Below are 23,126 nucleotides of genomic sequence, written 5' to 3' on the forward strand. Positions count from 1 at the left end.
TTAGAGGGTAAAAGCAACCGGAGCGAGCATCCAGTCAACCATTGCACCTGAGGAGAAGCCCAGCATATGGACAGCATTGAGCAGAATCTGGCCGATACCGGTCTTACGCTTCCAACCCCTTCAACGGCATCTCCGCTCTATGTCCCTGCACTTCTTTCCGGTAACCTGATCTATACCTCCGGTCAGCTCCCGCTGGCCAATGGAGTGCTTGTTGCCCCCGGAGGCATCGGCAGGGTCGGAGATGCCTGCCTTGAGGCTGCTTCCGAAGCATCCCGCATTGCCCTCCTGAATGCTCTTGCCGCCATATGCACGGTCTCCGGATCTCTTGAGGCCATCACCCAGGTGGTCCGTCTCACGCTGTATGTCTCAAGCGAGCCGGATTTCACCGGTCAGCATCTTGTCGCAAATGGGGCATCATCCCTTCTTCTCGACATCTTCAAAGAGCGTGGACGGCATGTCCGCAGCGCTGTCGGTGTTGCATCTCTGCCCCTCAATGCCAGCCTTGAGCTTGAGCTCATTGTTGCATATAACCCTTCCTGCTCCCGTTCAAACTGACTTGATAAACATATCGACCGGGATTGATTGACAGTACGGTCAATTCTTTTTATCACTACCAGTTAAAGCCCCATTAAGTATCGCGTCAGGTGCAGTAAATCCTGCCTGTAACTGTAAGAAGGTTACGGTATTGATTTCCTTTTAATCTAAAGGCCATGCCGGCCGTCACTGGCTGTTAACCAACAGAACGCAACTGTTTATGTTCCGCTGTAACGGGTTTAGTTCCTTTTGTTATTAATGCACTTAAATTATTGATTCTTTTTTTTCTGTAAAACATACCAAGATGTTCAAATAAAAGAACTTATATTCTTTTTGTGAAAGTTGACTTTATGTTATTGGTGTCGCTGTAAATATGACTGTCTATTTTCTTTGTGTGGTGTTTTCTTGATGACTGCTTGATTTGTTTTGGTTGATTTTTTGCGTCTTGTCCTGTTGTGTGTGCTTTCTTGTATAGGGTGACATTTTCTTTTGTTTTGTGCTGATTGGTCTGGTTTTGCGTTTCCTGTTATTGGTGGCTTCTGGTGTTTTTTGTGATTCTGTTATCTGGTGCATCTTTCTTCTTTTGTGTGAGAATTCTTTTTGCTGTCTTCGCTTTCATCCCCTGTTGTAAGCCGGGGTGTGCATCGGTAGCCTTTATGCGTCTCTTGTCCTCTTTTTGCGCGGCGACGGCTTAAGCTGTATCTTCATGAAACCGGAAGCCGGCTGCGGGTTCCTGCATGTGCCCGAGATCGCCTTCCTCTGCCATCTCCATCGTATCAATGTGTTCTGCCATGTCCCGTCTTCTGACCATAGCGATGATGCTCGTCGTCCTGGCATTCGGTGTGTTTCTCGGATCCAGAATGTCGGGTGGGGGTTCCGATCGATACAGAGAGCAGAAAAAAATGAGCGAGGCCTATGAGCTCATCAAGGCCTTTTATGTCGATGATGTTTCGGGTGACAGTCTTGCGGGTGCGGGTGTGCAGGGAATGGCCGGCTATCTGGATCCGCATACCGTCTATCTTGCTCCTGAGAAAGCCGCGTATTCCCAGGCGGAGTTCGACGGCAATTTTGATGGCATCGGCATCGAATATGATGTCCTGAACGATACGCTGCTTGTTGTTACACCGCTTTCCGGCGGGCCGAGTGCGGCCGTCGGCATCGAACCCGGCGACAGGATCCTTGCCATTGATTCCGTGTCCTCTATCGGCATTTCCCGCCAGGACGTCATGCGCAAGCTCAGGGGAAAGCGCGGGACCCGGGTATTGCTGAACGTCTATCGCCCTCTTTCCGGCAGGAGTTTCGACTTTCTGGTGACGAGGGGGAAGATTTCCACGTCCAGTGTCGATGCTGCCTTCATGCTTGAGGGCGGCAACGGCTATATCCGCATCAGCCGTTTCATGGCCACAACGGCCGATGAGTTCCGTCTTGCACTCACAAAGCTCCGTCATGCAGGGATGCGGCGTCTTATCGTGGATCTTCGGGGCAACCCGGGAGGATTTCTCGAGCAGGCCGTGCAGGTGGCTGACGAGTTTCTCCGGGAAGGACAGCTGATTGTTTATACGAAGAGCCGGAATTCGGCTGAGGATATCCGCTATGTGGCCGGGTCGGGAGATGGATACGAAAAGGGTGAGCTTGTGGTGCTGGTCGACAAGGGGAGCGCTTCTGCATCCGAGATTCTGGCCGGCGCCCTGCAGGACAACCGTCGTGCCGTCATTGTCGGTGAGCTGACTTTCGGCAAGGGGCTCGTGCAGCGCCAGCTGCAGTTTTCCGACGGCTCTCTGCTCCGCCTGACGGTTTCACGGTACTATACCCCTTCCGGCAGGCAGATCCAGCGACAGTATGTGAAAGGTGAGGGCGGACGTGAACGCTACTATCATGAATCCCTGGTCAATATCATGCCGGGGAAACTCTTTAGTGGCACCGACAGTTTACTCTACCGGAAAACCAGCGAGGTATCCGTGTACAGGACCGGAGCGCTCTATGGAGTGCTTGATTCCCTCAAGGGGAAGGCTTCTTCGAAGAACGGGCAGCTGAGGGCACTTTCGGCAGCCGGTGGCATCATTCCCGATTTCTGGGTGACGGGGCGTCCTTATACTGATTTCTATCAGGAGATGTACCGTTCCGGCCTGTTTGAGGACATTGCCATCAAGATTCTTGATGATCCGAAGAGTTCCGTACAGGCTTACCGAACGTCGCTTGATGGGTTCATTTCCGGCTATCGTGAGGACGGGCGGCTGCTTTCACTGGTACAGAAGTCATGCCGTGCCAGAGGGATTACTTTTGATGCGGCATCATTCCTCCGCGACAGGACGTATGTCGCACTTGCCGTCAGGTCGCGCATCGCCCATCAGCTGTTTGGTTTCGAGGGCCAGATCCGCGTGTTTGTATCAGGTGCCGACCCTTTGGTCCGTATAGCCGGAGAGCTTCCTGTTGCCCCTTGAGCCGGGACCTCGTTTCATCTTCACTCTTTAATCAATCAGTCAATCCACATGCCTTCACTCCTTGAAAAAATCAACAATGCGACCTGCACGCTTCGTCTGAAAAACGACTGGCTCAAGATTTTCACCTGTCCGGTCCCGAGTTCGGACTTCCTTTCTTTTGTCGGCGTCGCCGAGCTTGATGCATCCCGTGATGCCGTTCTTGCGCTGCTCTACGACATAGAGTCCGCGACCGAGTGGGTGTGGAAGACCAGCGAGATGCGCCTTCTCCAGGAGCTTTCCGAGGATGACGGCCGGGTGGTCTACCAGCTTGTCAGTGCACCGTGGCCGGTCACCGACCGCGAGATCATAAGCCGCTCGGAAGGGTTCATGGATCCTGAGACCGGCGAGGCCTACATCAGCATCGAAGGGCTTCCGGACTTTCTTCCTCCCGACAGCCGGTATGTGCGGGTGCCGCGGCTGACCGGAGCATGGAACATCACGCCTCTTGGAGAGGATCGATGCAGGGTGGTGTTCCGCCTTCATATCGAACCGGGTGGTGAAATCCCCTCGTGGCTTGCCAACATCGCCGTGATCGATACACCCTATCACACGCTCTGCAACCTGAAGGAGATGGTGAAGCGCGATAAATACAAGACACCGGTGATGGCTCCCTTCAAGGAGTCTTCGGGTGAGGTCATGCGCAATTATGAGGAATTTATTTCCGACTGATTGTTATTTTTCCATTGTCACGCCGGTCAAACCGTAGGCCAGCCGCTCATTCCTCAGTCATTTAACCGCTTCAGGCATGGACGTACATTCGATCCTCAATGGTAGATGGGATTTCAGGGTTGAGCACAGGGGTATCAGCATTTATTCCTCGAAGGTCGAGGGTTCGGATGTTTTAGGCTTCAAGGGGGTGGCGGAGATTCCTGCAGGCTTCAGGAAGCTCATTTCGCTTTTTCATGATACCTCGAGTTACGGCCGCTGGGTCCACCATCTGGCTGAGATGGAGGTGCTCGAGAGGAACGATTCGCTTGAATACGTGGTGCGGCAGGTCATCGACACTCCGTGGCCCCTCCAGAAGCGGGAGATGATCGTCAAAACGGGGCTTGAGCCTGCCGGAGAGAATGCCGTTGCGGTTACGATGACCGGTGTGCCGGACTTTCTGCCGCCGAACCCCTCTTATGCGAGGGTGAAAGAGGTTCAGGGCCTGTGGGTGTTTACGCCTTCCGGCCCCGATGCCATCCATCTGACCTTTGTGATGCATGTCGATCCCGGCCCGGACGTTCCTTCCGCCGTCAGCAATCAGGCGATGTTCGAAGTGCCGTTTTATTCGATGGACAACCTGCGCAAGCTTTCAGCCGACCGTTCTTACAACCCTCCCTATCCCGAAGAGGTCGATCGGCATCTCTGCATCATCTGAAGGCAGGATCAGCTTCCGAGATGTTCCCGGCAGGCTCGCTTGAGCCGTTCGGGCTTGACTGGCACGGCCCCGACTTCCTGGCAGACGGTTCCTGCCGCAAGGTTGGCGATTGAGGCGTTCCGGATGATGTCGAGTCCTGCCGCGGCTCCGAGGGCGAGGGTGCCGATGACGGTATCGCCCGCCCCCGACACATCGGCGACGTCCAGCGAACTTACCTCGATATGGGTAAAGGACCCGTCGTAGACCGTCATTCCTTTTTCACTCCGGGTCACCACCAGTGTTTCGGCGTGGATCCTGTCCTGCAGCCGCAGGCAGGCCTCCTCGACCTCCCGGTCGGTGTTCTGCACCGGGGTGCCGAGCGATGCGGCCATTTCCGACAGATTCGGCTTGAACAGGGTGCATCCCCTGTAGGCAAAGAAATTCTTCAGTTTCGGATCGACAAGGACCGGTACGCCGTGGCTTTTGGCCGAGGCGATGAGTGCGGTGATGAGCTCCAGTGACAGTACTCCCTTGTTGTAGTCTTCTAGCACGACGGCGTCTGTTTCGGGGATGATGGCGTTGAAGGCCTCCATGATCGACCCGGCCGTTTTTTCATTGATTTCATCCCTTTTTTCGAAGTCGACCCTTGTGATGTGGTGGTTCTGGGAGAGGATGCGGGTTTTGCAGGTGGTGGGCCGGGCGGGATCGCTGATGAGACCCTTCCTTGACAGCCCCATGTTCTCGAACAGGCCGAGCAGGAGTTCACGGTCCTGATCCTCGCCGGTCACCCCGAAGAGTGTTGTCCCGGCTCCGAGCGACAGGGTGTTGAGCGCCACGTTTGCAGCGCCTCCGAGCCGGATGTCCTGGTGGGTCACGTCAACGACGGGTACGGGGTACTCCGGTGAAATCCGTGATACATGGCCGAAAATGTACTTGTCGAGCATGATGTCGCCGACGACGGCGATCCGTTTCCCTTGAAATGATGCAATGATGCTGTCGGTGGTCTGGGTGGCCATGTAGTCGGTATTCTGTGTTTTGCGGGGTGTCGGAGCGGGGCAGAGCCCTGTAAGCAAAAAGTAAATAAAAAAAATACCGCCAAAAACCCTGAAGATGAAGAATGATACTGTTTGGTGATTTTATTTTTTGCTATTTTTTGTTATAATTAAAGCTAAGCATTTTTACGCTTTATCAGAAGAAACCGGACACTGATGTTTGAGAGTTTAAGCGATACGCTGGAAGGCGCTTTCAGGAAACTTGCCGGCCAGGCGACCATCAATGAGATCAACATCGGTATCGCCATGCGCGATATCAAGCGTGCGCTTCTCGGCGCCGATGTGAACTACATGGTCGTCAAGAAACTGGTCGAGGAGATCCGCCTGAAGTCTCTCGGCGAAGATGTCATCAAGAGCGTTTCTCCGGCGCAGATGATCGTGAAGATCGTCAGCGACGAGTTGACCGAACTTATGGGCGGGGAGCAGAAGCCGCTCAATCTTTCCACGAAGAATCTGCCCGCGGTCGTAATGGTTGCCGGTCTGCAGGGTTCGGGAAAGACCACCTTCTGCGCGAAGCTCGCCAAACGCCTGAAAAAGGGCGGAAAGAATCCAATGCTGGTTGCAGCCGACGTCTACCGTCCTGCAGCCGTCGAACAGCTCAAGACCCTTGGTGTTGAAGTCGGTGTTCCCGTCTTCTCCCTGGATGAGCAGGATGCCATGAAAGTGGCCCGTGAGGGCCTTGAGGCAGCCAGGAAAGGGGCGCATGACGTCCTGATCCTTGATACTGCCGGCCGTCTGCAGATCGATGACAGGATGATGGCCGAGGCCGAGGCCCTGAAAAACCTGATGAAGCCCGATGAACTCCTGTTCGTCGTCGACTCGATGATGGGCCAGGAGGCGGTCAACACCGCCAAGGCATTCAACGAGCGCCTTGACTTCGACGGAGTGGTCCTGACCAAGCTTGACGGCGATGCCCGGGGCGGTGCGGCCCTGTCGATCCGCCAGGTGGTTGAAAAGCCCATCAAGTTCATGAGTGTCGGCGAGAAGATGGACGACCTCGACCAGTTCTATCCGGACCGCATGGCCCAGAGGATACTGGGTATGGGCGACATCGTCAGTTTCGTTGAAAAGGCGCAGGAGAATCTGGATCTGGAGAAGACCATCCAGATGCAGAAGAAGCTGATGAAGAATGAGTTCGACCTGAACGACTTCCTCGACCAGCTGCAGCAGCTCAAGAAAATGGGGTCCATACAGGGACTCATAGAAATGGTGCCGGGCCTGAACAAGATGGTGCCGAAGCAGGATCTCGAAAACCTGGACTTCAAGCCGATCGAGGCCATCATAAACTCCATGACGAAAGCAGAGAAGGCTTCGCCGGAAATCATCAATGGCAGTCGCCGCCAGCGCATCGCCCTTGGCAGCGGAACGCGGGTGCAGGAGGTCAACATGCTTCTCAAGCAGTTCTCCGAGATGAAGAAGATGATGCGTTCGGTATCGAAAATGACGCAGTCGGGAAGGAAGATCACCTCCCAGAACCTGGCGCTTGACAAGTTTTTAAAACGATAGACAGCAGTACTTTCTTAACATAACATTAAATCAATACTAGCTTTGGTAAAGATCAGACTGAGAAGAGCGGGAAGAAAAAAGCTGCCGGTATACCAGATTGTGGCGGCTGATTCACGGGCACCGAGGGACGGTAAGTTCCTTGAAGTTGTCGGGCACTACCAGCCGACCACCAAGCCCCATGCCGTTTCCATCGACCGCGAGCGCGTGGCCTACTGGATGCAGACCGGTGCACAGCCGACCTCGACGGTCCGCAGCCTTATACAGAAGACCGGCCTGCTCTATGAGCTGAGGCTCAAGAAGCTCGGCCGCAGCGATGCAGAGATTGCTGAGGCGATGGAGCAGTGGCAGGAGAGGCAGGCAGAACGTCGCCAGAAACGACTCAACGTCAAGTCGCGCCGCCGCCAGCTGAAGAAAGAGGCTGAGGGCAGGCCCGCAGTAGCTGAAGAGGTTGCAGCGCCCGTGGTTGCAGCTCCTGTAGCTGAAGCTCCTGTTGCCGAGGTTGCAGTCGCCGCTGCTCCCGAGGTCCAGGCCGAGGCAGCTCCTGAGGCACCTGTGGCCGCAGCTGAAGAAGCTCCCGAGACAAAGGCAGAAGAGAAGGAAGAGGGCGGGGAAGCCTGATCGGCTTCCTCTCTCTCTTTGAAAGGGATGGAACTCTGGCTCACCGGAATCGTCCTCAAGCCGAGAGGGCTTAAAGGCGAACTCAAAGTGCAGCCTGTGACCGACTATCCAGAGAAGTTCCTTTCCCGCAAATCGTATTGGGTTGGCGGCTCCCCTCTGGATGCCGTCCTCTGTGCGGTGAAGCAAGCTTCTCTCGGCGGTGGTTTTGCATGGCTGTTCCTCGATGGGGTAGACAGCCGTGAAAAAGCTGAAGCCCTTGCAGGCCGGAAACTCTTTATTGAGGCTTCGGAGGCTGAACCCCGCAAGGATGACCGGGCCTGGCTGCATGAACTCGAGGGCATGAAGGTTCTCGGAGCCGGCAGAAAGGAGGTCGGTGTCCTCAAAGAGGTGCTTTCGATGCCTGCCCATGAGGTTTATGAGATCATCTCCGCCGGACGCTCGGTGCTTGTGCCGGCCATAGAAGAATTTGTTGAGGAAATCAGCCTTGAGGGTCGCTATATTCACGTGCCCCGATTTGATGAGTTTCTCTGAACCGGTTTGATCCGGGCAATGAACGGCAATGAACGGCAATAACCGTCATTGATCGAGAGATGATGGAGTGATGATGGATGGAATCAGAATCGATGTGCTGTCCGTCATACCGGGATTTTTTGACTCAGTGCTCGATAACGGGCTTCTGGCCATTGCCCGGAAAAAAGGATATGCGGATATTTTCGTGCACAATCTGCACGATTACGGCCTCGGCCGGTACCGCCAGGTTGACGATTCGCCCTTCGGCGGAGGTGCCGGAATGGTGCTCAGGCCGGAACCGGTTTTTGCCTGTGTGGAACAGCTCCAGAGTGAACGCCGGTACGATGCTGTGATTTTCCCGACGCCCGACGCTCAGCCGTTTCGTCAGGGTGATGCCAACCGGCTGTCGAGGATGAAGAACCTGATCTTCCTCTGCGGTCACTACAAGGCTCTTGACGAACGGGTTCGTCAGTCGCTGGTCACCATGGAGTTCTCCATAGGCGACGTGGTTCTTTCAGGCGGGGAGATTCCCTCCCTCCTCATGATGGATGCCCTGTTACGCGTGGTTCCCGGTGTTCTTGGAGACAGCGAGTCGGCACTGACTGATTCCTTCCAGACCGGCATGCTTGACTGTGCGTATTATACCAGGCCCCCCGAATTCAGGGGGATGAGGGTTCCGGACGTACTGCTTTCTGGCCATCATGCCAAAATAGAGCAGTGGCGGCATGAAAATGCGCTGGAGAGGACGCGCCGCAGGCGGCCCGACCTTCTCAGCGAGGATGTAGAATGATTTTACAGTGCAACTTAAATAACAAACAGTAGTCGAAATGGACCAGTTAATTCAGTTAGTCGAGGCAACCCAGCCCGGCGTCGAATGCCCCGCCCTCAACCCCGGTGATACCGTAAGGATCCAGCTGCGCGTCATCGAAGGCGAAAAAGAGCGTCTTCAGGCGTTCGAAGGCGTTGTCATCAGCGACAGGGGTGCCGGTGCGTCCAAGACCATCACCGTCCGCAAGATTTCTCATGGTGTCGGTGTCGAGAGGATCATCCCGGTCAACTCGCCCAATATTGAAAGCGTGACCGTCCTCAAGCACGGCAAGGCCCGCCGCTCGAAGCTTTTCTACCTCCGCAAGCGTACCGGCAAGGCTGCGCTGAAGGTCAAAGAGCGCAAGTTCGCCGAAAAGGCCTGATTCTTCTGACGTTCCGGCAGGGCGCCCGCTCCTGCCGGACTTCGTTCAGCAGTTTCTTTTGATGTCAGGCATTTGAAGTCATGACGAACTGAACCGTTTTTCCATGAAGATCGGTCCTTACTCCCTTACCACCCTCCACGTCCAGCAGTTCTCCCTTGACGGAGGCGCCATGTTCGGCGTTGTGCCAAAGACATTCTGGGAGCAGGCAGCGCCAGCCGATGCATTGAACCGCGTACGGCTTTCGACGGCACTTCTCCTCATTTCCGGACTCGGCCGCAACATCCTTGTCGATACCGGCATGGGTACCGCCTGGCCTGAAAAGCTCCTCTCCATCTATGATGTTTCCGCTTTCCTGCTCGATAGGGAACTGGCTCGTAACGGACTCTCCGCTGCCGACATTACCGACGTCATTCTCACCCATCTGCATTTCGACCATATAGCCGGTGCCTTTCGTTCTTGTGGTGAAGAGCTCGTTCCGCTGTTTCCGGATGCACAGTTCCACATTCAGGAGGAGAACCTCCGTACCGCCCGAAATCCGAACCGCAAGGAGAGGGCCAGCTATGATCAGCGTTTCATCGATGCGTTCCTCAAGCACTGCAGGATCAACGTGCTTGATGGGGCCCTGGAGCTTTTTGAGGGCATCAGCCTCATTCCCTCCAACGGCCATACCCGCGGCCAGCAGCTCGTGAAGGTGACGGGATGTGAGGATACGCTCGTACACTGCGCCGACCTTGTGCCGAGTGCCGCGCATATCCCCCTGCCGTGGGTGACCGGCTACGACATCCTTCCTCTTGTCGTTCTTGAGGAAAAAGAAGCTTTGCTTGAAGATGCGGCAGCGGGAGGCTGGACGCTCTTTTTCGGGCACGACCCCGTTCATGAAGCCGCAACCCTCCGTCGTACCGGGAAGGGAATTGTGGCGGACCGTTTCATTGCACTGTGAAGATCACTCTCTCTGATCCTCTACAGCCATTTCCCGCCATGGAGGAGGTCCGCCTGTTTCAGGAACGCATCCTCTCGTTCTATAAGCTCCACGGCCGCCTGTTTCCCTGGCGCAGCGCCGGGTCCCGCTACGCCGTAATGGTCAGCGAGGTGATGCTCCAGCAGACTCAGGCGGAACGGGTGGTGCCGAAGTATCTGGAGTGGATGCGGCGCTTCCCGGACCCCCTTACCCTCGCTGAGGCTCCGCTCCGCGATGTGCTTGCGCTCTGGAGCGGGTTAGGGTACAATTCCAGGGCGGTTCGTCTTCAGCAGTGTGCCCGGCTCGTTGTCAGTCAGTACAGGGGCGAACTCCCGGCGACTCCTTTTGAGCTGAAACGCCTGCCGGGTATCGGAGAGTACAGCTGCCGCTCCATTCCTGCCTTTGCCGACAACCTTGACGTTGCGGCCGTCGATACCAACATCCGCAGGATCCTCATCCATGAGTTCTCTCTTCCCGAAGAGAGCCCGCAGCGTGTGCTGCAGGCGTTTGCCGATTTTGTCCTTCCTTCCGGAAGGAGCCGTGACTGGCATAATGCGCTGATGGACTACGGCGCACTTCAGCTTACCTCACAGCGAACCGGCATCCGGGCCCGTACACAGCAGTCGAAGTTCGAGGGGTCGCGACGCTGGTACAGGGGCAGGGTGCTGAAGGAGCTCCTGCAGCACGGCATGCTGCCGATGGATGTTCTGGCGTCGAAGTACAGGGAGTGTCCCGGAGGAATACGTTCGGTTGCCGACGACCTGTTGCGGGAGAGTATGGTGGAATACGTCGATGGGGGTGCTGAAAGGGGAGTGCTCCTGCGGATCCGGGAGTAGGTTGCGTTGGGGGAAGGACTTCTCCTCCCCCCATGGCGGTATTGCAGGCTACTCGGTATTGTAGACCATGTTCAGTTCGCTGTAGATGGCGTCGATTTCTTTTTCATACAGTTCGAGTATGGTTTTGCGCTTCACCTTCAGGGTCGGCGTCATGAGGCCGTTTTCTATGGTGAAAGGCTCTTTTGCAAGAATGAAGCGGCGCACTTTTTCGTGGGTCGCAAGCTGGCGGGAGGTGCTGCGCAGGAGTTTTTCATAGATCTGCACGATCTCCTTGTGTTGACAGAGCCCTGCATCATCGGGAGCTGAAATGCCTGCCGATGCTGCAAATTCCCGGAGTTTCAAAAAATCCGGTACGATGAGGGCAATGAGGAACGGGCGTTTTTCACCGACCACCATCACCTGGTCTACATAAGGGCTTTCGGCAATCAGGTTCTCGATCGGCATCGGGGCGATGTTCTTGCCTCCGGAGGTGACGATGATGTGCTTTTTCCGGTCGGTGATCTTGAGGTAGCCCTCACTGTCGATTTCACCGATGTCGCCGCTGTGGAACCATCCGTCCCGGATCACTTCAGCCGTTGCCTCACTGTCCTGCCAGTATCCTTTCATGATGTTGGGTCCCCTGAAGAGGACCTCTCCGTCTTCGGCGATCTTCATCTCGACGTTGGCCACCGTCGGCCCCACTGTGCCGAATTTCACCTTTTCGGGCCGGTTGACATTGGTGATGGGCGAGGTCTCGGTCAGGCCGAACCCTTCGAGGATCGTGATGCCGAGAGCCTGGAAGAACTCGCCGGTTTTCTGCGGCAGGGCAGCACCGCCGGACACGAAGTAGCGCAGCCGGCCGCCGAATCGTTTACTGATTTTCTGGTATACCAGTTTTCCTGCCACCGCATGCTGCATGTTGAGGAGGGGGGAGACACTGCCTTTCATTGCAATGCTGCGGTGGTAGTGTTCTCCTGTTGAAACCGCCCAGTTGAAGATTTTCTGCTTCAGGGGGCTTTCCGTGGCAATCTGTTTCTGCATGTTCGTCCTGATCCGGTCGAACAGCCTTGGCACTGTGAATATGATTGTAGGGCGTGCCTCGGTGATGTTCAGCGACACGGTTTCGATGCTTTCGGCGAGGTAGATCGACGCGCCGCAGGCAAAGAGCAGGTAATAGCCTCCGGTCCGCTCATAGGCATGGGAGAGGGGAAGGAAGGAGAGGCTGCAGTCGGATTCGTCGATACGGATGATGTCCGAAGCCGATTTGACGTTCTCGCAGAGGTTGCGGTGTGTGAGCATGACCCCCTTGGGGAGGCCGGTGGTGCCGGATGTGTAGATGATGGTGGCTATATCGTCGGGGGAGACTTTTATCCCCTCAAGCGTCCATGGCTTGTCCTCCAGCAGCTGCCTGCCGGCGGCTTTGGCGTTGTTCAGGTCGATGACGTCCTCGACGGGTTCTTCCAGGCGGTTCATGACGATGACCTGCGTAAGGTCGGGGATATTCTGCCAGATGGAGAGGATCTTGCCGAGCTGGAGCATGTTGGATACGATGACAGCGCGGACCCCGGCATCTTTCAGGATGTATTCTATCTGGTTGGGCGGCAGGGATGGGTAGAGAGGCACGTCAATGGCACCGAGGCTCAGGACCGCCATGTCGGCGAGGTACCATCCGGGCCGGTTTTCCGACAGAATCGCCACCCGGTCTCCGGCGACGGTACCTTTTTCCTTCAGATAAGCCGAAAAACGCCGGACATCTTCATGGAACAGGTCGTAGGAGATCGGTTCATAGACGCCCTGAAGCTTGTGGGCAAACGGAAACCGGGTCGGCTGGCCGCGGTAGTGGCTGAATACCGATGAAAAGAGTTCCGGCAGGGTCTGGAAGTCGGGATTGATGAGTCCCATCAGTGTGTGTGAGGTTAACTTACGGGGCCAGCCATAGGGGATAGCACCGGGCCACGTGGCAGTGCTCTTGCCCTTCCCGGCCTGAACAGTAAACAAATATGTAACAATACCGCGCTTCAATTCAAAATGGGCGCGCCACAAATGTGACGTATGAAGGGTTCCTGCAGTGTTGCAGAGCGTAGTGCCCCCTTTAAAAAGAAATGCGCCAAAATCTTGCCGATCTGTCGTAATGCCGTTATTTTGCCCATCATCCCTCCGCGCCCGGTGTCTGTTTCGCCGGCACCTGCGTCCGCCATTCACCGTCGGCCACCGGGGGTCTCAATCCAAGTTTGGTTTTAATTCTTATGCAGAAAGGCCAGAGATCTGTTTCCACATGGACGGGATACGCCGGCCTCGGCGTTGGTCTTGTGCTCATAGTCCTCCTGTTCCGTTCAATCGACCTGCAGCGCTCGATCGAGCTGATTGCTTCCATCGGCTTCTCATCGGTTTTCATTCTCCTGCCTTTTTTTGCACTCCATTTCTTTGAAACCCTGGCCTGGGTAGAGGTTTTTCCTCCCGGTACCAAAGGGATACGGTTCTGGCCGCTCATGAAGATCCAGGTGATTGCAGAAACGGTTTCCATGACCCTTCCTGCAGGTGTGGCGGTGGGCGAGCCCCTGAGGCCGTATCTCTGCAACCGCCAGATGGGTATCGACACACCGGTTGCGGTCGCTGCAGTTGCCGTGCGAAAACTGCTTCTCGGCGCCATGCAGGGCGTCTATACGGTAATCGGTGCCCTTGCGGGGTTCATGCTTCTGCAGCAGGTATCAGAGGACCTTACCGGGTTCGGGGGCCTCGGCTACCTTATGCTGGCCGTCGGTACCGGGGTGTTTCTCCTGTTCATGGTGTTTCTTCTTCTGATCCTCAACAGCAATTCTGCAACGGCGCTGCACCGGATGCTGATGCTTGTGCCATTCAAGCGGGCCAAGGAGTGGCTGCTTCTGCGGGAATCAGGGTTCCTGGATACCGACCGCCAACTCCGGAGCTTCAGGGGCGCTTCACCCATGCGGCTTTTCAAGTCGACTTTCTGGTACCTTCTCGGCTGGGCCATGCTGGCCCTTGAGAGCTTCATCATCCTCCGCCTGCTTGGTGTCGACATCTCTTTTTCCCAGGTGCTTGCAATCGACACGACGCTCGTCATGCTCCGGGCCGTGTTCTTTTTCATCCCGTCGGGACTCGGCATCCAGGATCTGGGGTATCTGGCATTCTTTCAGGCCATCGGTATTCCGGACGCCATGGCATATGGGGGGGCGTTCATACTCCTCAGGCGGTTCAAGGAGGTGCTCTGGTACTCTTCGGGCTATCTCTGGATGTTCCTCTCGGGTGTGCATCTTTCTGACGCCGAAGGTCTCGACCCTCAAAAGCATGTGAGGGGGGAGCGGTCATGAAGAAACGTGCGCTCTTCATCTGCGGTTCGATGAACCAGACCACCCAGATGCACCAGATAGCCGAAAAGCTGCCTGAGTTCGATCGCTGGTTCTCCCCGTTTTATTCCGACGGCATCCTCGGGGCCGCGGCAGATGCGGGGCTCCTCGAGTTCACCATCATGGGACACAGCCGCAGGGAGCGGGCCCGGAACTACCTTCTTCTAAACGAACTGCAGATTGATGCCGGCGGCCTTCTTCATGACTACGATCTCGTCGTCACCTGTACCGATCTCATTGTTCCACATAACATCCGCACACGCCGCATCGTACTCGTGCAGGAGGGGATGACGGAGCCCGAGACCGTCCTGTTTCATCTCGCCCGGAATTTCCGGTGGATCCCCCGATGGATTGCCGGCACGGCTACAACCGGCCTGTCAGGGGCTTACAGCCGTTTCTGTGTTGCCAGCGAGGGGTACCGTGACCTGTTCATCCAAAAGGGGGTCGATCCCGGAAAGATCGTGGTGACGAGCATGCCGAACTTCGATGACTGCCGGCGGTACCTCGAGAACGATTTCGAGCACCACGGTTACGTGCTCGCCTGCACCTCCGACAACCGCGAAACCTTCATCTACGAAAACCGGCGCCGGCATATCGAACGCTGCCTTGAACTGGCCGGGGGAGGCCAGCTCATCTTCAAGCTGCACCCCAACGAAAATGTTCTCCGCGCAACCCGTGAAATCGAACGCTACGCTCCCGGATGCCTCGTCTACAGCGAAGGCCGGACCGAAGAGATGATAGCCAATGCAAGGATGTTGATTGCGCAGTTTTCATCCACTATCTTTGTGGGTTCAGCGCTCGAGAAGGAGGTGCATTGCGGACTTTCTTCCGAAGAACTGAAACGGCTCACGCCGGAGCAGAACCGTTCGGCAGCCCGGAGGATAGCCGATGTCTGCCGTCTTGTAGCCGACGGAAATCCCGACCAGTAAAGCGGACCCTACACTATGCACACTGTTGCCGTCATCCCGGCAAGGGGTGGCTCGAAAGGCCTGCCCGGTAAGAACATCCATCCTTTGGCAGGCCGGCCTCTCCTCGGCTGGACCATCATGCAGGCCAGGGCGGCGCGTGCTGTTCAGCGGGTCGTTGTGTCGACCGACGATGAAGATATCGCTGCCGTCTCCCTTCTGTACGGGGCCGAAGTGGTCCGCCGCCCCCCCGAACTTTCGGGAGACACCGCCACCTCCGAATCCGCCATCCTTCATACCCTCGATTCGCTTCTTCAGGGTGGTGCCGTGGATCCCGATGCCGTCGTGTTTCTACAGGCGACATCCCCGCTCCGGAAGCCTGATGATATTGATCGGGCAGTGGAGCGCTTTATTGCGGAGAAGGCCGATTCCCTCATTTCCGTTACGCGGGCAGACGACCTGACCATCTGGGAGGAGGCGGAAACCGGCTGGCAGAGCGTCAACTTCGACTGGCGGAACCGCGGCATGCGACAGGACCGTCCGGCGCAGTACATCGAGAATGGCTCCATCTACATATTCAGCCCCCGTCTTCTCAGGGAGACCGGAAATCGCATCGGGGGAAAGCTTGCGGCCTACCCGATGGAGTTCTGGCAGACCTGGGAGATTGACACCATCGAAGAAATAGCCTTAATTGAATTCTTTCTGAAGAGCAAAGGGCTTGCGGTCCCACAGCCCGTCAACCCTTAACCACCAACCTGAATAACCCATGCAATTCTTTCTTTCCACGGACATCACCATCGGGGTGCATGAAGCGCTCTCGATCCATCCGCACCTGGCTTCTTTGCGGGTTTCACGTCCAGGCATCATCCATGATGCCGCCATTGCCGATTCCCCCTATTTCAGGGATGTATTGAAGAACCTCACGGCAGCCAGTCCCGGGGCCGTCGTCTACTGCAACGACTTCAAGGGTGAGCCGACCTACCGCCATCTTGAGGATGTCGCCGGTTTTTTCCGCCCGAAATCGATTGACTCCGTCATCGCCATCGGCGGCGGAAGCACCATGGATCTCGGCAAGGGCATCGCCCTTCTCATGACAAACGAGGTGCCGGCTCTCTTTCTGAAAGGGTTCCCGGCCGATGTCCTTGACCCGCTTCCGCTCATCACCGTGCCCTCCCTTCTCGGCAGCGGTGCGGAGGTCAGCTACAATGCCGTCTTCATCGACGAGGACGCCGGGCGCAAGCTCGGCATCAACAGCCGGAAGAACTTTCCGAAAAAGTGCGTCATAGACCCCCGGCTCTCCATGACTGCGCCGACGGAGAGCGTCATCGCTTCGGCGATGGACAGCCTGGTGCACTGTGTCGACAGCTTCGGTTCCGTGAAGCATACCCCGCTCAGCAGGATCTTTTCCATTGAAGGGTTCCGCCGCACCTTCTATGCTCTGGTGCAGGACCAGCTCGACCGGGCAGAGTCGAGAATCGACCTTGCCATCGGCAGCGTCTGCGGTACGGCTGCGCTCATGAACTCCGGAGACGGCCCGACCAACGGCTTTGCATACTACCTCGGTGTCCGTCACCGGGTGCCGCACGGACTTGCCGGCGCAATCTTCCTCAAGGAGGTCATGCGCTACAACCACCTGCAGGGATATGATAAATACGCAATGCTGAACCCCACCGGAGCCTGCAGCATCCAGAGTGACGCCACCGCAGAGCTTCTTGCCGAGATGGACACCATCTACCGTCGTTACCGTATTCCGAATCTGGTGCCATACGGCTACGGCAGCGGCAACGCTGCTGAGTTTGCCCGTGAAGCTTCGGGCGCGCTGCAGGGGTCGTTTTCCGGCAACCCTGTTCCCTTTGACGGAGCGGCTGCTGAGGCTGTTGTCCGCAACCTGGTCTGAATCGAACATCATCAACATAACAATCAACCACATACCATTATGGCTGGCGCAGAACTGATCGGCCGCGAAGAACTCGCTGAAATACAGGAGCTGTTCAACAAAGAGAAGGTGAACCTTTACCGCTACGGCGGGGGCAATTACAAGGCAAGAGAGTTTGAGGAGAAATTCGCGGCATGGATGGGGGTGAAATACGCCCACGCCGTGTCGTCGGGAACGGCGGCCATCCACTGCGCGCTTGCCGGTGCCGGCATCGGACCGGGAGACGAGGTGATCACGACAGCATGGACCTTCATCGCCCCCATCGAAGCAATCAGCGCGCTCGGTGCTGTTCCTGTCCCCGTTGAGCTTGATGAAACCTACCACCTTGATCCTCTTGAGGTTGAAAAGGCCATAACCCCGAAAACAAAGGCGGTCGTTGCCGTTCCGATGTGGGCATCGCCGAAGATGGATGAGCTCGCCGAGATCTGCCGACGTCACAATCTGACGCTTGTCGAGGATGCCGCACAGGCGCTCGGGGCTACCTACAAAGGCAGGAAGCTCGGCACCATAGGCCGTGTCGGTTCGTTCTCGTTCGACGCAGGCAAGACGCTGCATACCGGAGAGGGCGGCATCATCATCACCAACGATCGTGACATCTACGACCGTGCAGCAGAGTTTTCCGACCACGGACACATGCACCTCGAGGGCCTGCCGCGCGGCAAGGATCCACGCCGGGCTAAAGGGCTCAACCTGCGCCTGAGTGAAGTGACCGCCGCCATCGGTCTCGGCCAGCTTTCCAAAATCGAATTCATCCTCCGGAAAGCCAAAGAGAACAAGAAGCAGATCAAGGACGCCATCCGGCACCTCCCGAACATCACCCTCCGTCCGTTTGCCGACGAGGATGGCTCTCAGGGTGATACCCTGATCTTCCGGGTCCGCGACCGTGAGGCGGCTCTCCGCTTCGAAGCGCATCTTATGGGGAAAGGATTCGGCACGAAAATCCTGCCCGAAGCCCTTGACTGGCACTTCGCCGGTGTCTGGGACCACCTTCTGAAGGCTTATGACCGTTACAGCGACAAAGACCTTGAGTCGCTCTGGCCGAAAACCGGCGCAATGCTCCGCAGCAGCATCTGCCTGAACATTCCGGTCCTCATGGATGATGACACGATAGCGCGGTTGATCGCTGCCATCATTGCAGCTGCTGAAGAGATGGGATAGCAGGGGAGGGTATGCTGGATGGTCCGCACGTGAGCGGGCATAATGAACAACAGCCTGTCGTTACGGACAGGCTGTTGTTTTGTTTGACACTGCCATTACCCATCCTCTGCCAGACACCCACCCTGGCAGAGGGGGGCGCTTCGTGAAGCACTGCTTATCCGGGGATCCATGACCCGGCCGGCATCTGTGGTCACATTCATTTTCCGGGCTGTTCGATCGGCGGCTTTCTCTTCTGCCAGTGTACGTTCTGTCGGGCGAAAAACGTTGAATGGTACTCAATAGTACCATGCGACTCCGGCAACGATGGCTGAGGATTCGATGCCGGCGTTCGCCCGGTCGGCGATATTGCCGTGCGAGAGATGTCTGAACCGGTAGCCGGTAAAGATTGCCATATCAGGTGATACGCGGTACTGGAGCCCTGCGCCTGCATGCGTGAGGAAGTTGAACCCCGAATGGCCCTGCTCCAGCGTGTCGATGCTGAGGTACATAGGCGCAATACCTGTTTCGGTATAGATCTCTATGGAGCGGTTCAGGGTATGCAGGTATCGCAGACCCGGTCCGCAACCCGTTTCGACGCCGGTTTCCGGGTCCATGATGGTGTTGACGAATGGTTCTACGGTAAACTGCAGTGAACTGCTGTTCCCCTTGATGCCGAAGAGCGGGTTCATGTTGAACCCGATTCTGACGAAAGCCGGGATAGCGGTGAGGCCATCGTTTGTTTCTTTCAGCGATCCCCACATGTAGCCGCTCCCGATGGCCAGTTCGGTGCGGTAGTTTCCGGGTGTTGTGCCCCTGTTTTCGTCTTGTTCGGATTCTGCGGCATTGCTTGTAACTGGAAGCAAGAGCCATACGGCCAGAAAGATGGCAAGAAGCCTGATGCAGGGTTTAGTGTTCAGCTGCATGGTGAATGGTTGTTTTCGTGTGCAAATGGAAGCCTGTTGTGGTCGGTTCTCCAATTAATTGCTGCAACTTCAGTGCCACAGTGAAAGGCGTGGCAGGCTGCATCGGGATGGCGGAGTTTTTCTTTGCGTGGGGTTGTTATAGGTTGCAATAAGTATTACTTTTTGTCTAAAAGGAGAGTGGGTTATGTCACAGACAAGAGGCGTCAAACTAGACGACACCATACAGCAACGGCTTACTGCGCTGGCTCGTATCCGCGACAGGTCGCCGCACTGGCTGATGTGCAAAGCAATCGAAACATTCCTTGAGCGCGAAGAAAAGTATGAGCGCGAAAAACGCGAGGATATGGAGCGTTGGGAGCGTTATCAATTAACCGGCGAGGCGGTGTCCCATGAGAAAGCTGCTGAATGGCTTGAAAATCTGGCGCAGGGGAAGGTGATCTCTTGCCCCAAATAAAATGGCTTCCAGAGGCATTAGCCGATGTTGAGCGGCTGTATGTGTTCTTGTACGAGAAAAGCCCTCTTGCGGCAGCCCGAGCAGCAAAGTCCATTCTGGACGGAGCGGGAATATTGACCTCAATACCAGACATTGGACGTCCGATGGAAGACGACACTGGCAGGCGGGAATGGGTCGTGTCCTTTGGCGCCGGGGCTTTTGTCCTTCGCTATATGCGGAGTGAAAACGATACGGTTGTCATTATTCGGGTCTGGCACAGCAAAGAAAATAGAACATAGAGCACTGAACTGATTGGAGAAAAGAGATGGCAGGCAGGCAACGTTTTCGACATCACTGATTGCACCGAAAAGACGCGGCGGGCGGACAGTGGAGCGGTGTGTCCGGGCATCGTAGGTATATTTTGTGCGGCCGACTAACGTGGTGAGCCTGAGAAGATATTCCTAAAAATATACCTATACGACAGACCATCAAAGCAAATCAGGGCAAACTTATGAGGACTCAGAAACAGCAAAACCCCTGATTTCACAGGGGTTTTGAAGGTTTGAGGCTTCTCTATGTAAACCTCTCCTGGAGGCGAAGAGCGGAATCGAACCGCTGTACGAGGTTTTGCAGACCTCTGCCTAGCCACTCGGCCACTTCGCCGGAAAAGGAGAGAATAGGTAACAAAAATTATGCTTTAATGCAAATTTATAAACGTTCATACCGAAAACAACGCCCCTCTTCTGCTCTGCATCTCATACTGCTGCATTTCTGACACTACTGCTCCTTTTTAGATCATTGACTGATACAGTCCGAATTTCTGATTTCATGGCTTTTATGGGAGTATTTCCCGATATCCCTGAAATCCCGCCATCCCGCTCTCAGATAACTGCATTATCTATAAGCGAATAGCACACCCGTTGCTGCCGAATTCTATTGCTGGCATGAATATTGCTTATACAGAGGCGTAGGGTACTTGGCTGATTCTGGCGGTTTCACTGCCCGGAATCCTGCTCGTCTGTCAAAGAATTAAACGCAACGTCTTATGCTACATCGCACGCACATGAATGCTCTGGCTGCAGGATTGCTTTTTGCCGCAGGAACATCTTTCCTGTGTGATTCCGCTATCGGGGCCGACAGGTATCAGAAACCGGCTGACGAAATATGCGTCGAGGGCGGCATTGAGTCCTATTACACGCAATACAATTTCAACAGGACCCGTGAGGAGGGCACTATCCCGGATGGCAGCGGGTACTATCTCTTTTCGCTTCCTCTTACCCTCGAAGCTCGTCACTATCTCAGTGATGCCATCTACCTTGCTCCCTACGCCAGGGCGAGCATAACCTATGATTTTGCTGACAAGCCGTTGAACAGGAGTTACTGGAACAATAATCAGGTCTTTGCCGGCGGCTTGAAGCTCACGACCCAGCGTTCATTCATGAACAAGTCGGATGAGTATGTCGGCGGCATCAGTGCCTCGCTGTTTTCGGAATACGAGGTGATGACTTCATCCTTCGACCGGACGAAAGATCGGGTTCCCGCCGGTATAGAGCGCCAGAACGTCAAGAGCGGTCTCTCCTTCTGGTTTTCAACCCAGAAACCGCTTAACCCGAAATTCCGGGTCTGGACGGAAAGCTGGGGTGAGCTGGCATGGCATACTACGGCCTTCAGTGATGAGGGAGAGGACGATTTTCTGATAGGATCCCTCTCATCGAAGATCGGCACCGGCGTCAATATCGCCCATGCTTCCTTTGAGCCCTATGTCACGGTCGACCTGGTAAATGATTTCCTGGACAGGGAGTGGAACAGGTCTTCCTGGTTCAACAACGTGCAGTACGGACCCGGTGCAAGGCTGGTGCTTGACCAGTACCTGCCGGGCAATGTCTCGATCTATATGGAGTACCTGTTCGTCAGCTACTTTGACACCCCGCAGGATCAGGACCATGACATCAAGGCCGGGATTTCCTGCTGGATTCCGATTTTCTGAAAGCAATGAACAACCTGCCCTTAGGAGGCACAATGATCGAGACTGCATCAATCCGTCTTTCAGGGCAGCTCTCCGAAGCTTCGCCCTTCAGACTCAGGTATCCGGCAGCCGTCATGCTCTCGGCGATCATCTCGCTGATGGTTTCAATGGGAATCTGGAGTTTCATGCCCGAGTGGGTCGACTCGCTCAATGTTCTCATCTGGGGTAATCCGACCCGGTCATTTCCCGTATGGATGCATCAGGTGCTTGACATGTTCTTCCTGATCTATCTTTCGGGGTCGCTCTTTCCGTTCCTCTTTTTCATCGGCCTTACCCTGATGCCGGAAAAGAGGGTTGCAGGCAATACCTCGCTTCCGTTCGTATCGGTCATCATTCCCTCCTTCAATGAGGAGGACAGCATTGCCCAGTGCATAGAGTCGGCTCTGGCTCTCGATTACCCGGCATACGAAATCATCATCGTTGATGACGGCTCGCGGGACCTCACCCTGCCAATCATCGAGCGATATGATGTTTCCGTGATACGGCTGCGCACCAACCGGGGGAAGGTGGAGGCGCTGAACCGGGGGATTGAAAAGGCAAAGGGTGAAATCATCTTTTTTACTGATTCCGATTCATCGCTTGATCCCAAGGTTCTCCGCTACCTTGTCGCAGGCTTCAGTGATGACACCGTCGGTGCGGTTGCCGGTATGGTGCTGCCGAAGCGGCACAACAGCTACCTGCTCAGGATGCAGACCATCGAGTATATCTATGGCCAGAGCATCATCAAGAAGGCGCAGCTGAAGTCGGGCGGCGCAGTGAGCATATGTCCGGGCCCCGCCACCGCTTTCCGGCGCAGTGTACTGCTTGAGACCGGCGGGTACAGGAACAGGACTCTGGCGGAGGATTTCGACATGACGCTTGAAATGATGGAGTTGGGCTACCGTGCTGTCTACGAGCCGAGAGCCGTTTCATACACGTCGGCTATGACTGGCTGGAAGGGCCTCCGCAAGCAGCGCATACGCTGGTCAAGGGGCCATCTGCAGGTCTACCGTGAGCATCGGGGGATGATGTTTTCTGACATCGGCGGTCCCATCAGCCTGTTCTGGATGCCATGGTCGCTGTTCATAGGATATGGAAGTGCATTTCTGGAAATGGCTTTTCTCGGTGTCTATCCGCTGCTCGTCATCATTTCCTCGATGCCGCTCCTGTTCCTGAAGCTTGGGCTGTCATACATGGTGATCCTGGAGTGCATCAGCGCAATGCAGGGCATCATACCCCTCATGCAGGCACGCAGGCTGACTCCGTCTCTGGCTCTAGCTTCATTTACAACGCAGCCCTATCGCATTTTCCTGAGCTATATGCGCATTGTCGCCTATACCCACGAAATGCAGGAACGCAGCAATACCTGGTAATAAACCGCAATCATTCAACCCTTGGAGCCTATCATGAAAAGTGG

22 protein-coding genes, 1 tRNA gene and 1 pseudogene are annotated in these 23,126 nt (G+C 55.7%); 20 read left to right on the top strand and 4 right to left on the bottom strand.

Annotated features, from left to right (window positions below; all coding sequences use genetic code 11):
• Nucleotides 1-66 precede the first annotated feature (66 nt).
• The 4 genes from A3K90_RS03095 (at nt 67) to A3K90_RS03110 (ending at nt 4,377) form a co-directional block, all read left to right on the top strand.
• A complete protein-coding gene (locus A3K90_RS03095) occupies nt 67-555 on the top strand; it encodes a RidA family protein (RefSeq protein WP_303681129.1) in 489 nt (162 codons plus the stop codon).
• 770 nt (nt 556-1,325) lie between these two features.
• Nucleotides 1,326-2,975, top strand: a complete 1,650-nt coding sequence (locus A3K90_RS03100; protein ID WP_303681130.1) for a S41 family peptidase — start codon at nt 1,326-1,328, stop codon at nt 2,973-2,975.
• Between the two features lie 48 nt (nt 2,976-3,023).
• Nucleotides 3,024-3,683, top strand: coding sequence for an START domain-containing protein (locus A3K90_RS03105; protein ID WP_303681131.1), 660 nt, complete (start codon nt 3,024-3,026; stop codon nt 3,681-3,683).
• Between the two features lie 76 nt (nt 3,684-3,759).
• A complete protein-coding gene (locus tag A3K90_RS03110; RefSeq protein ID WP_303681132.1) occupies nt 3,760-4,377 on the top strand; it encodes an START domain-containing protein in 618 nt (205 codons plus the stop codon).
• A gap of 8 nt (nt 4,378-4,385) precedes the next feature.
• On the opposite strand, the gene rfaE1 is transcribed toward A3K90_RS03110, so the two are convergent.
• Entirely contained in the window at nt 4,386-5,372 is a 987-nt protein-coding gene (gene rfaE1, locus A3K90_RS03115; RefSeq protein WP_303681133.1) for a D-glycero-beta-D-manno-heptose-7-phosphate kinase, read from the bottom strand.
• Between the two features lie 192 nt (nt 5,373-5,564).
• Between rfaE1 and ffh the strand changes: the two genes are divergently transcribed.
• The 7 genes and pseudogenes from ffh to A3K90_RS03150 all read left to right on the top strand — a co-directional run bounded on the left by ffh (nt 5,565) and on the right by A3K90_RS03150 (nt 11,026).
• Nucleotides 5,565-6,914: a signal recognition particle protein gene (gene ffh, locus A3K90_RS03120; protein ID WP_303681134.1), complete on the top strand. Its 1,350-nt coding sequence runs from the start codon at nt 5,565-5,567 to the stop codon at nt 6,912-6,914.
• A gap of 42 nt (nt 6,915-6,956) precedes the next feature.
• Nucleotides 6,957-7,337: pseudogene (rpsP, locus tag A3K90_RS03125) on the top strand (30S ribosomal protein S16); the annotation flags it as partial.
• 222 nt (nt 7,338-7,559) lie between these two features.
• The gene (gene rimM, locus A3K90_RS03130) at nt 7,560-8,063 is read left to right on the top strand and encodes a ribosome maturation factor RimM (RefSeq protein ID WP_303681135.1); all 504 of its coding nucleotides are present in this window, start codon (nt 7,560-7,562) and stop codon (nt 8,061-8,063) included.
• A gap of 70 nt (nt 8,064-8,133) precedes the next feature.
• Nucleotides 8,134-8,832: a tRNA (guanosine(37)-N1)-methyltransferase TrmD gene (gene trmD, locus A3K90_RS03135; RefSeq protein ID WP_303681136.1), complete on the top strand. Its 699-nt coding sequence runs from the start codon at nt 8,134-8,136 to the stop codon at nt 8,830-8,832.
• Between the two features lie 37 nt (nt 8,833-8,869).
• Nucleotides 8,870-9,232 (top strand): 50S ribosomal protein L19, encoded by a 363-nt coding sequence (gene rplS / locus A3K90_RS03140; RefSeq protein WP_303681137.1) that lies wholly within the window; start codon nt 8,870-8,872, stop codon nt 9,230-9,232.
• Nucleotides 9,233-9,335: 103 nt separating this feature from the next.
• A complete protein-coding gene (locus A3K90_RS03145) occupies nt 9,336-10,172 on the top strand; it encodes an MBL fold metallo-hydrolase (protein ID WP_303681138.1) in 837 nt (278 codons plus the stop codon).
• Nucleotides 10,173-10,210: 38 nt separating this feature from the next.
• Entirely contained in the window at nt 10,211-11,026 is an 816-nt protein-coding gene (locus A3K90_RS03150; RefSeq protein WP_303681150.1) for a Fe-S cluster assembly protein HesB, read from the top strand.
• Nucleotides 11,027-11,074: 48 nt separating this feature from the next.
• Here A3K90_RS03150 and A3K90_RS03155 read toward each other — a convergent pair whose 3' ends face one another.
• Nucleotides 11,075-12,907 carry a long-chain fatty acid--CoA ligase gene (locus tag A3K90_RS03155; protein ID WP_303681139.1) on the bottom strand — a complete coding sequence of 611 codons (1,833 nt, stop codon included), beginning with the start codon at nt 12,905-12,907 and terminating at the stop codon, nt 11,075-11,077.
• Between the two features lie 344 nt (nt 12,908-13,251).
• Here A3K90_RS03155 and A3K90_RS03160 point away from each other — a divergent pair, with 344 nt between their 5' ends.
• Genes A3K90_RS03160 through A3K90_RS03180 form a run of 5 tightly spaced genes read left to right on the top strand, consistent with a single transcriptional unit; the run spans nt 13,252 to nt 18,369 of the window.
• Nucleotides 13,252-14,334 carry a lysylphosphatidylglycerol synthase transmembrane domain-containing protein gene (locus A3K90_RS03160; RefSeq protein ID WP_303681140.1) on the top strand — a complete coding sequence of 361 codons (1,083 nt, stop codon included), beginning with the start codon at nt 13,252-13,254 and terminating at the stop codon, nt 14,332-14,334.
• Nucleotides 14,331-15,299, top strand: a complete 969-nt coding sequence (locus A3K90_RS03165) for a hypothetical protein (protein WP_303681141.1) — start codon at nt 14,331-14,333, stop codon at nt 15,297-15,299. The genes A3K90_RS03160 and A3K90_RS03165 overlap by 4 nt, the downstream gene beginning before the upstream one ends.
• 15 nt (nt 15,300-15,314) lie before the next feature.
• Nucleotides 15,315-16,022 (top strand): cytidylyltransferase domain-containing protein, encoded by a 708-nt coding sequence (locus A3K90_RS03170; protein ID WP_303681142.1) that lies wholly within the window; start codon nt 15,315-15,317, stop codon nt 16,020-16,022.
• A gap of 19 nt (nt 16,023-16,041) precedes the next feature.
• Nucleotides 16,042-17,172, top strand: a complete 1,131-nt coding sequence (locus tag A3K90_RS03175) for an iron-containing alcohol dehydrogenase (RefSeq protein ID WP_303681143.1) — start codon at nt 16,042-16,044, stop codon at nt 17,170-17,172.
• Between the two features lie 39 nt (nt 17,173-17,211).
• Entirely contained in the window at nt 17,212-18,369 is a 1,158-nt protein-coding gene (locus A3K90_RS03180) for a DegT/DnrJ/EryC1/StrS aminotransferase family protein (protein WP_303681144.1), read from the top strand.
• A gap of 275 nt (nt 18,370-18,644) precedes the next feature.
• Here A3K90_RS03180 and A3K90_RS03185 read toward each other — a convergent pair whose 3' ends face one another.
• Entirely contained in the window at nt 18,645-19,271 is a 627-nt protein-coding gene (locus A3K90_RS03185) for an acyloxyacyl hydrolase (protein WP_303681145.1), read from the bottom strand.
• A 184-nt stretch (nt 19,272-19,455) separates the two neighbouring features.
• Between A3K90_RS03185 and A3K90_RS03190 the strand changes: the two genes are divergently transcribed.
• Complete coding sequence (locus A3K90_RS03190) at nt 19,456-19,725, top strand: CopG family ribbon-helix-helix protein (protein ID WP_041464086.1); 270 nt, start codon at nt 19,456-19,458, stop codon at nt 19,723-19,725.
• Nucleotides 19,726-19,766: 41 nt separating this feature from the next.
• Nucleotides 19,767-20,003: a type II toxin-antitoxin system RelE/ParE family toxin gene (locus tag A3K90_RS03195; RefSeq protein WP_303681152.1), complete on the top strand. Its 237-nt coding sequence runs from the start codon at nt 19,767-19,769 to the stop codon at nt 20,001-20,003.
• 290 nt (nt 20,004-20,293) lie between these two features.
• Here the strand turns inward: A3K90_RS03195 and A3K90_RS03200 are convergent.
• Nucleotides 20,294-20,367, bottom strand: a tRNA-Cys gene (locus A3K90_RS03200).
• A 382-nt stretch (nt 20,368-20,749) separates the two neighbouring features.
• Between A3K90_RS03200 and A3K90_RS03205 the strand changes: the two genes are divergently transcribed.
• Both A3K90_RS03205 and A3K90_RS03210 read left to right on the top strand, forming a co-directional pair.
• The gene (locus A3K90_RS03205; protein ID WP_303681146.1) at nt 20,750-21,691 is read left to right on the top strand and encodes a hypothetical protein; all 942 of its coding nucleotides are present in this window, start codon (nt 20,750-20,752) and stop codon (nt 21,689-21,691) included.
• Between the two features lie 5 nt (nt 21,692-21,696).
• Nucleotides 21,697-23,082: a glycosyltransferase family 2 protein gene (locus tag A3K90_RS03210; protein ID WP_303681147.1), complete on the top strand. Its 1,386-nt coding sequence runs from the start codon at nt 21,697-21,699 to the stop codon at nt 23,080-23,082.
• Nucleotides 23,083-23,126: the final 44 nt, after the last annotated feature.

The organism is Pelodictyon luteolum (assembly GCF_001622165.1).
Taxonomy (GTDB): Bacteria; Bacteroidota; Chlorobiia; order Chlorobiales; family Chlorobiaceae; genus Chlorobium; species Chlorobium luteolum_B.

What these genes read in the sequence shown, in the direction of transcription:
- A3K90_RS03095 (WP_303681129.1), top strand. Translation starts at nt 67, where the DNA reads ATGGACAGCATTGAGCAGAATCTGGCCGATACCGGTCTTACGCTTCCA.
- A3K90_RS03100 (WP_303681130.1), top strand. Translation starts at nt 1,326, where the DNA reads ATGTCCCGTCTTCTGACCATAGCGATGATGCTCGTCGTCCTGGCATTC.
- A3K90_RS03105 (WP_303681131.1), top strand. Translation starts at nt 3,024, where the DNA reads ATGCCTTCACTCCTTGAAAAAATCAACAATGCGACCTGCACGCTTCGT.
- A3K90_RS03110 (WP_303681132.1), top strand. Translation starts at nt 3,760, where the DNA reads ATGGACGTACATTCGATCCTCAATGGTAGATGGGATTTCAGGGTTGAG.
- rfaE1 (WP_303681133.1), bottom strand. Translation starts at nt 5,372, where the DNA reads ATGGCCACCCAGACCACCGACAGCATCATTGCATCATTTCAAGGGAAA.
- ffh (WP_303681134.1), top strand. Translation starts at nt 5,565, where the DNA reads ATGTTTGAGAGTTTAAGCGATACGCTGGAAGGCGCTTTCAGGAAACTT.
- rimM (WP_303681135.1), top strand. Translation starts at nt 7,560, where the DNA reads ATGGAACTCTGGCTCACCGGAATCGTCCTCAAGCCGAGAGGGCTTAAA.
- trmD (WP_303681136.1), top strand. Translation starts at nt 8,134, where the DNA reads ATGATGGATGGAATCAGAATCGATGTGCTGTCCGTCATACCGGGATTT.
- rplS (WP_303681137.1), top strand. Translation starts at nt 8,870, where the DNA reads ATGGACCAGTTAATTCAGTTAGTCGAGGCAACCCAGCCCGGCGTCGAA.
- A3K90_RS03145 (WP_303681138.1), top strand. Translation starts at nt 9,336, where the DNA reads ATGAAGATCGGTCCTTACTCCCTTACCACCCTCCACGTCCAGCAGTTC.
- A3K90_RS03150 (WP_303681150.1), top strand. Translation starts at nt 10,211, where the DNA reads ATGGAGGAGGTCCGCCTGTTTCAGGAACGCATCCTCTCGTTCTATAAG.
- A3K90_RS03155 (WP_303681139.1), bottom strand. Translation starts at nt 12,907, where the DNA reads ATGGGACTCATCAATCCCGACTTCCAGACCCTGCCGGAACTCTTTTCA.
- A3K90_RS03160 (WP_303681140.1), top strand. Translation starts at nt 13,252, where the DNA reads ATGCAGAAAGGCCAGAGATCTGTTTCCACATGGACGGGATACGCCGGC.
- A3K90_RS03165 (WP_303681141.1), top strand. Translation starts at nt 14,331, where the DNA reads ATGAAGAAACGTGCGCTCTTCATCTGCGGTTCGATGAACCAGACCACC.
- A3K90_RS03170 (WP_303681142.1), top strand. Translation starts at nt 15,315, where the DNA reads ATGCACACTGTTGCCGTCATCCCGGCAAGGGGTGGCTCGAAAGGCCTG.
- A3K90_RS03175 (WP_303681143.1), top strand. Translation starts at nt 16,042, where the DNA reads ATGCAATTCTTTCTTTCCACGGACATCACCATCGGGGTGCATGAAGCG.
- A3K90_RS03180 (WP_303681144.1), top strand. Translation starts at nt 17,212, where the DNA reads ATGGCTGGCGCAGAACTGATCGGCCGCGAAGAACTCGCTGAAATACAG.
- A3K90_RS03185 (WP_303681145.1), bottom strand. Translation starts at nt 19,271, where the DNA reads ATGCAGCTGAACACTAAACCCTGCATCAGGCTTCTTGCCATCTTTCTG.
- A3K90_RS03190 (WP_041464086.1), top strand. Translation starts at nt 19,456, where the DNA reads ATGTCACAGACAAGAGGCGTCAAACTAGACGACACCATACAGCAACGG.
- A3K90_RS03205 (WP_303681146.1), top strand. Translation starts at nt 20,750, where the DNA reads ATGCTACATCGCACGCACATGAATGCTCTGGCTGCAGGATTGCTTTTT.
- A3K90_RS03210 (WP_303681147.1), top strand. Translation starts at nt 21,697, where the DNA reads ATGAACAACCTGCCCTTAGGAGGCACAATGATCGAGACTGCATCAATC.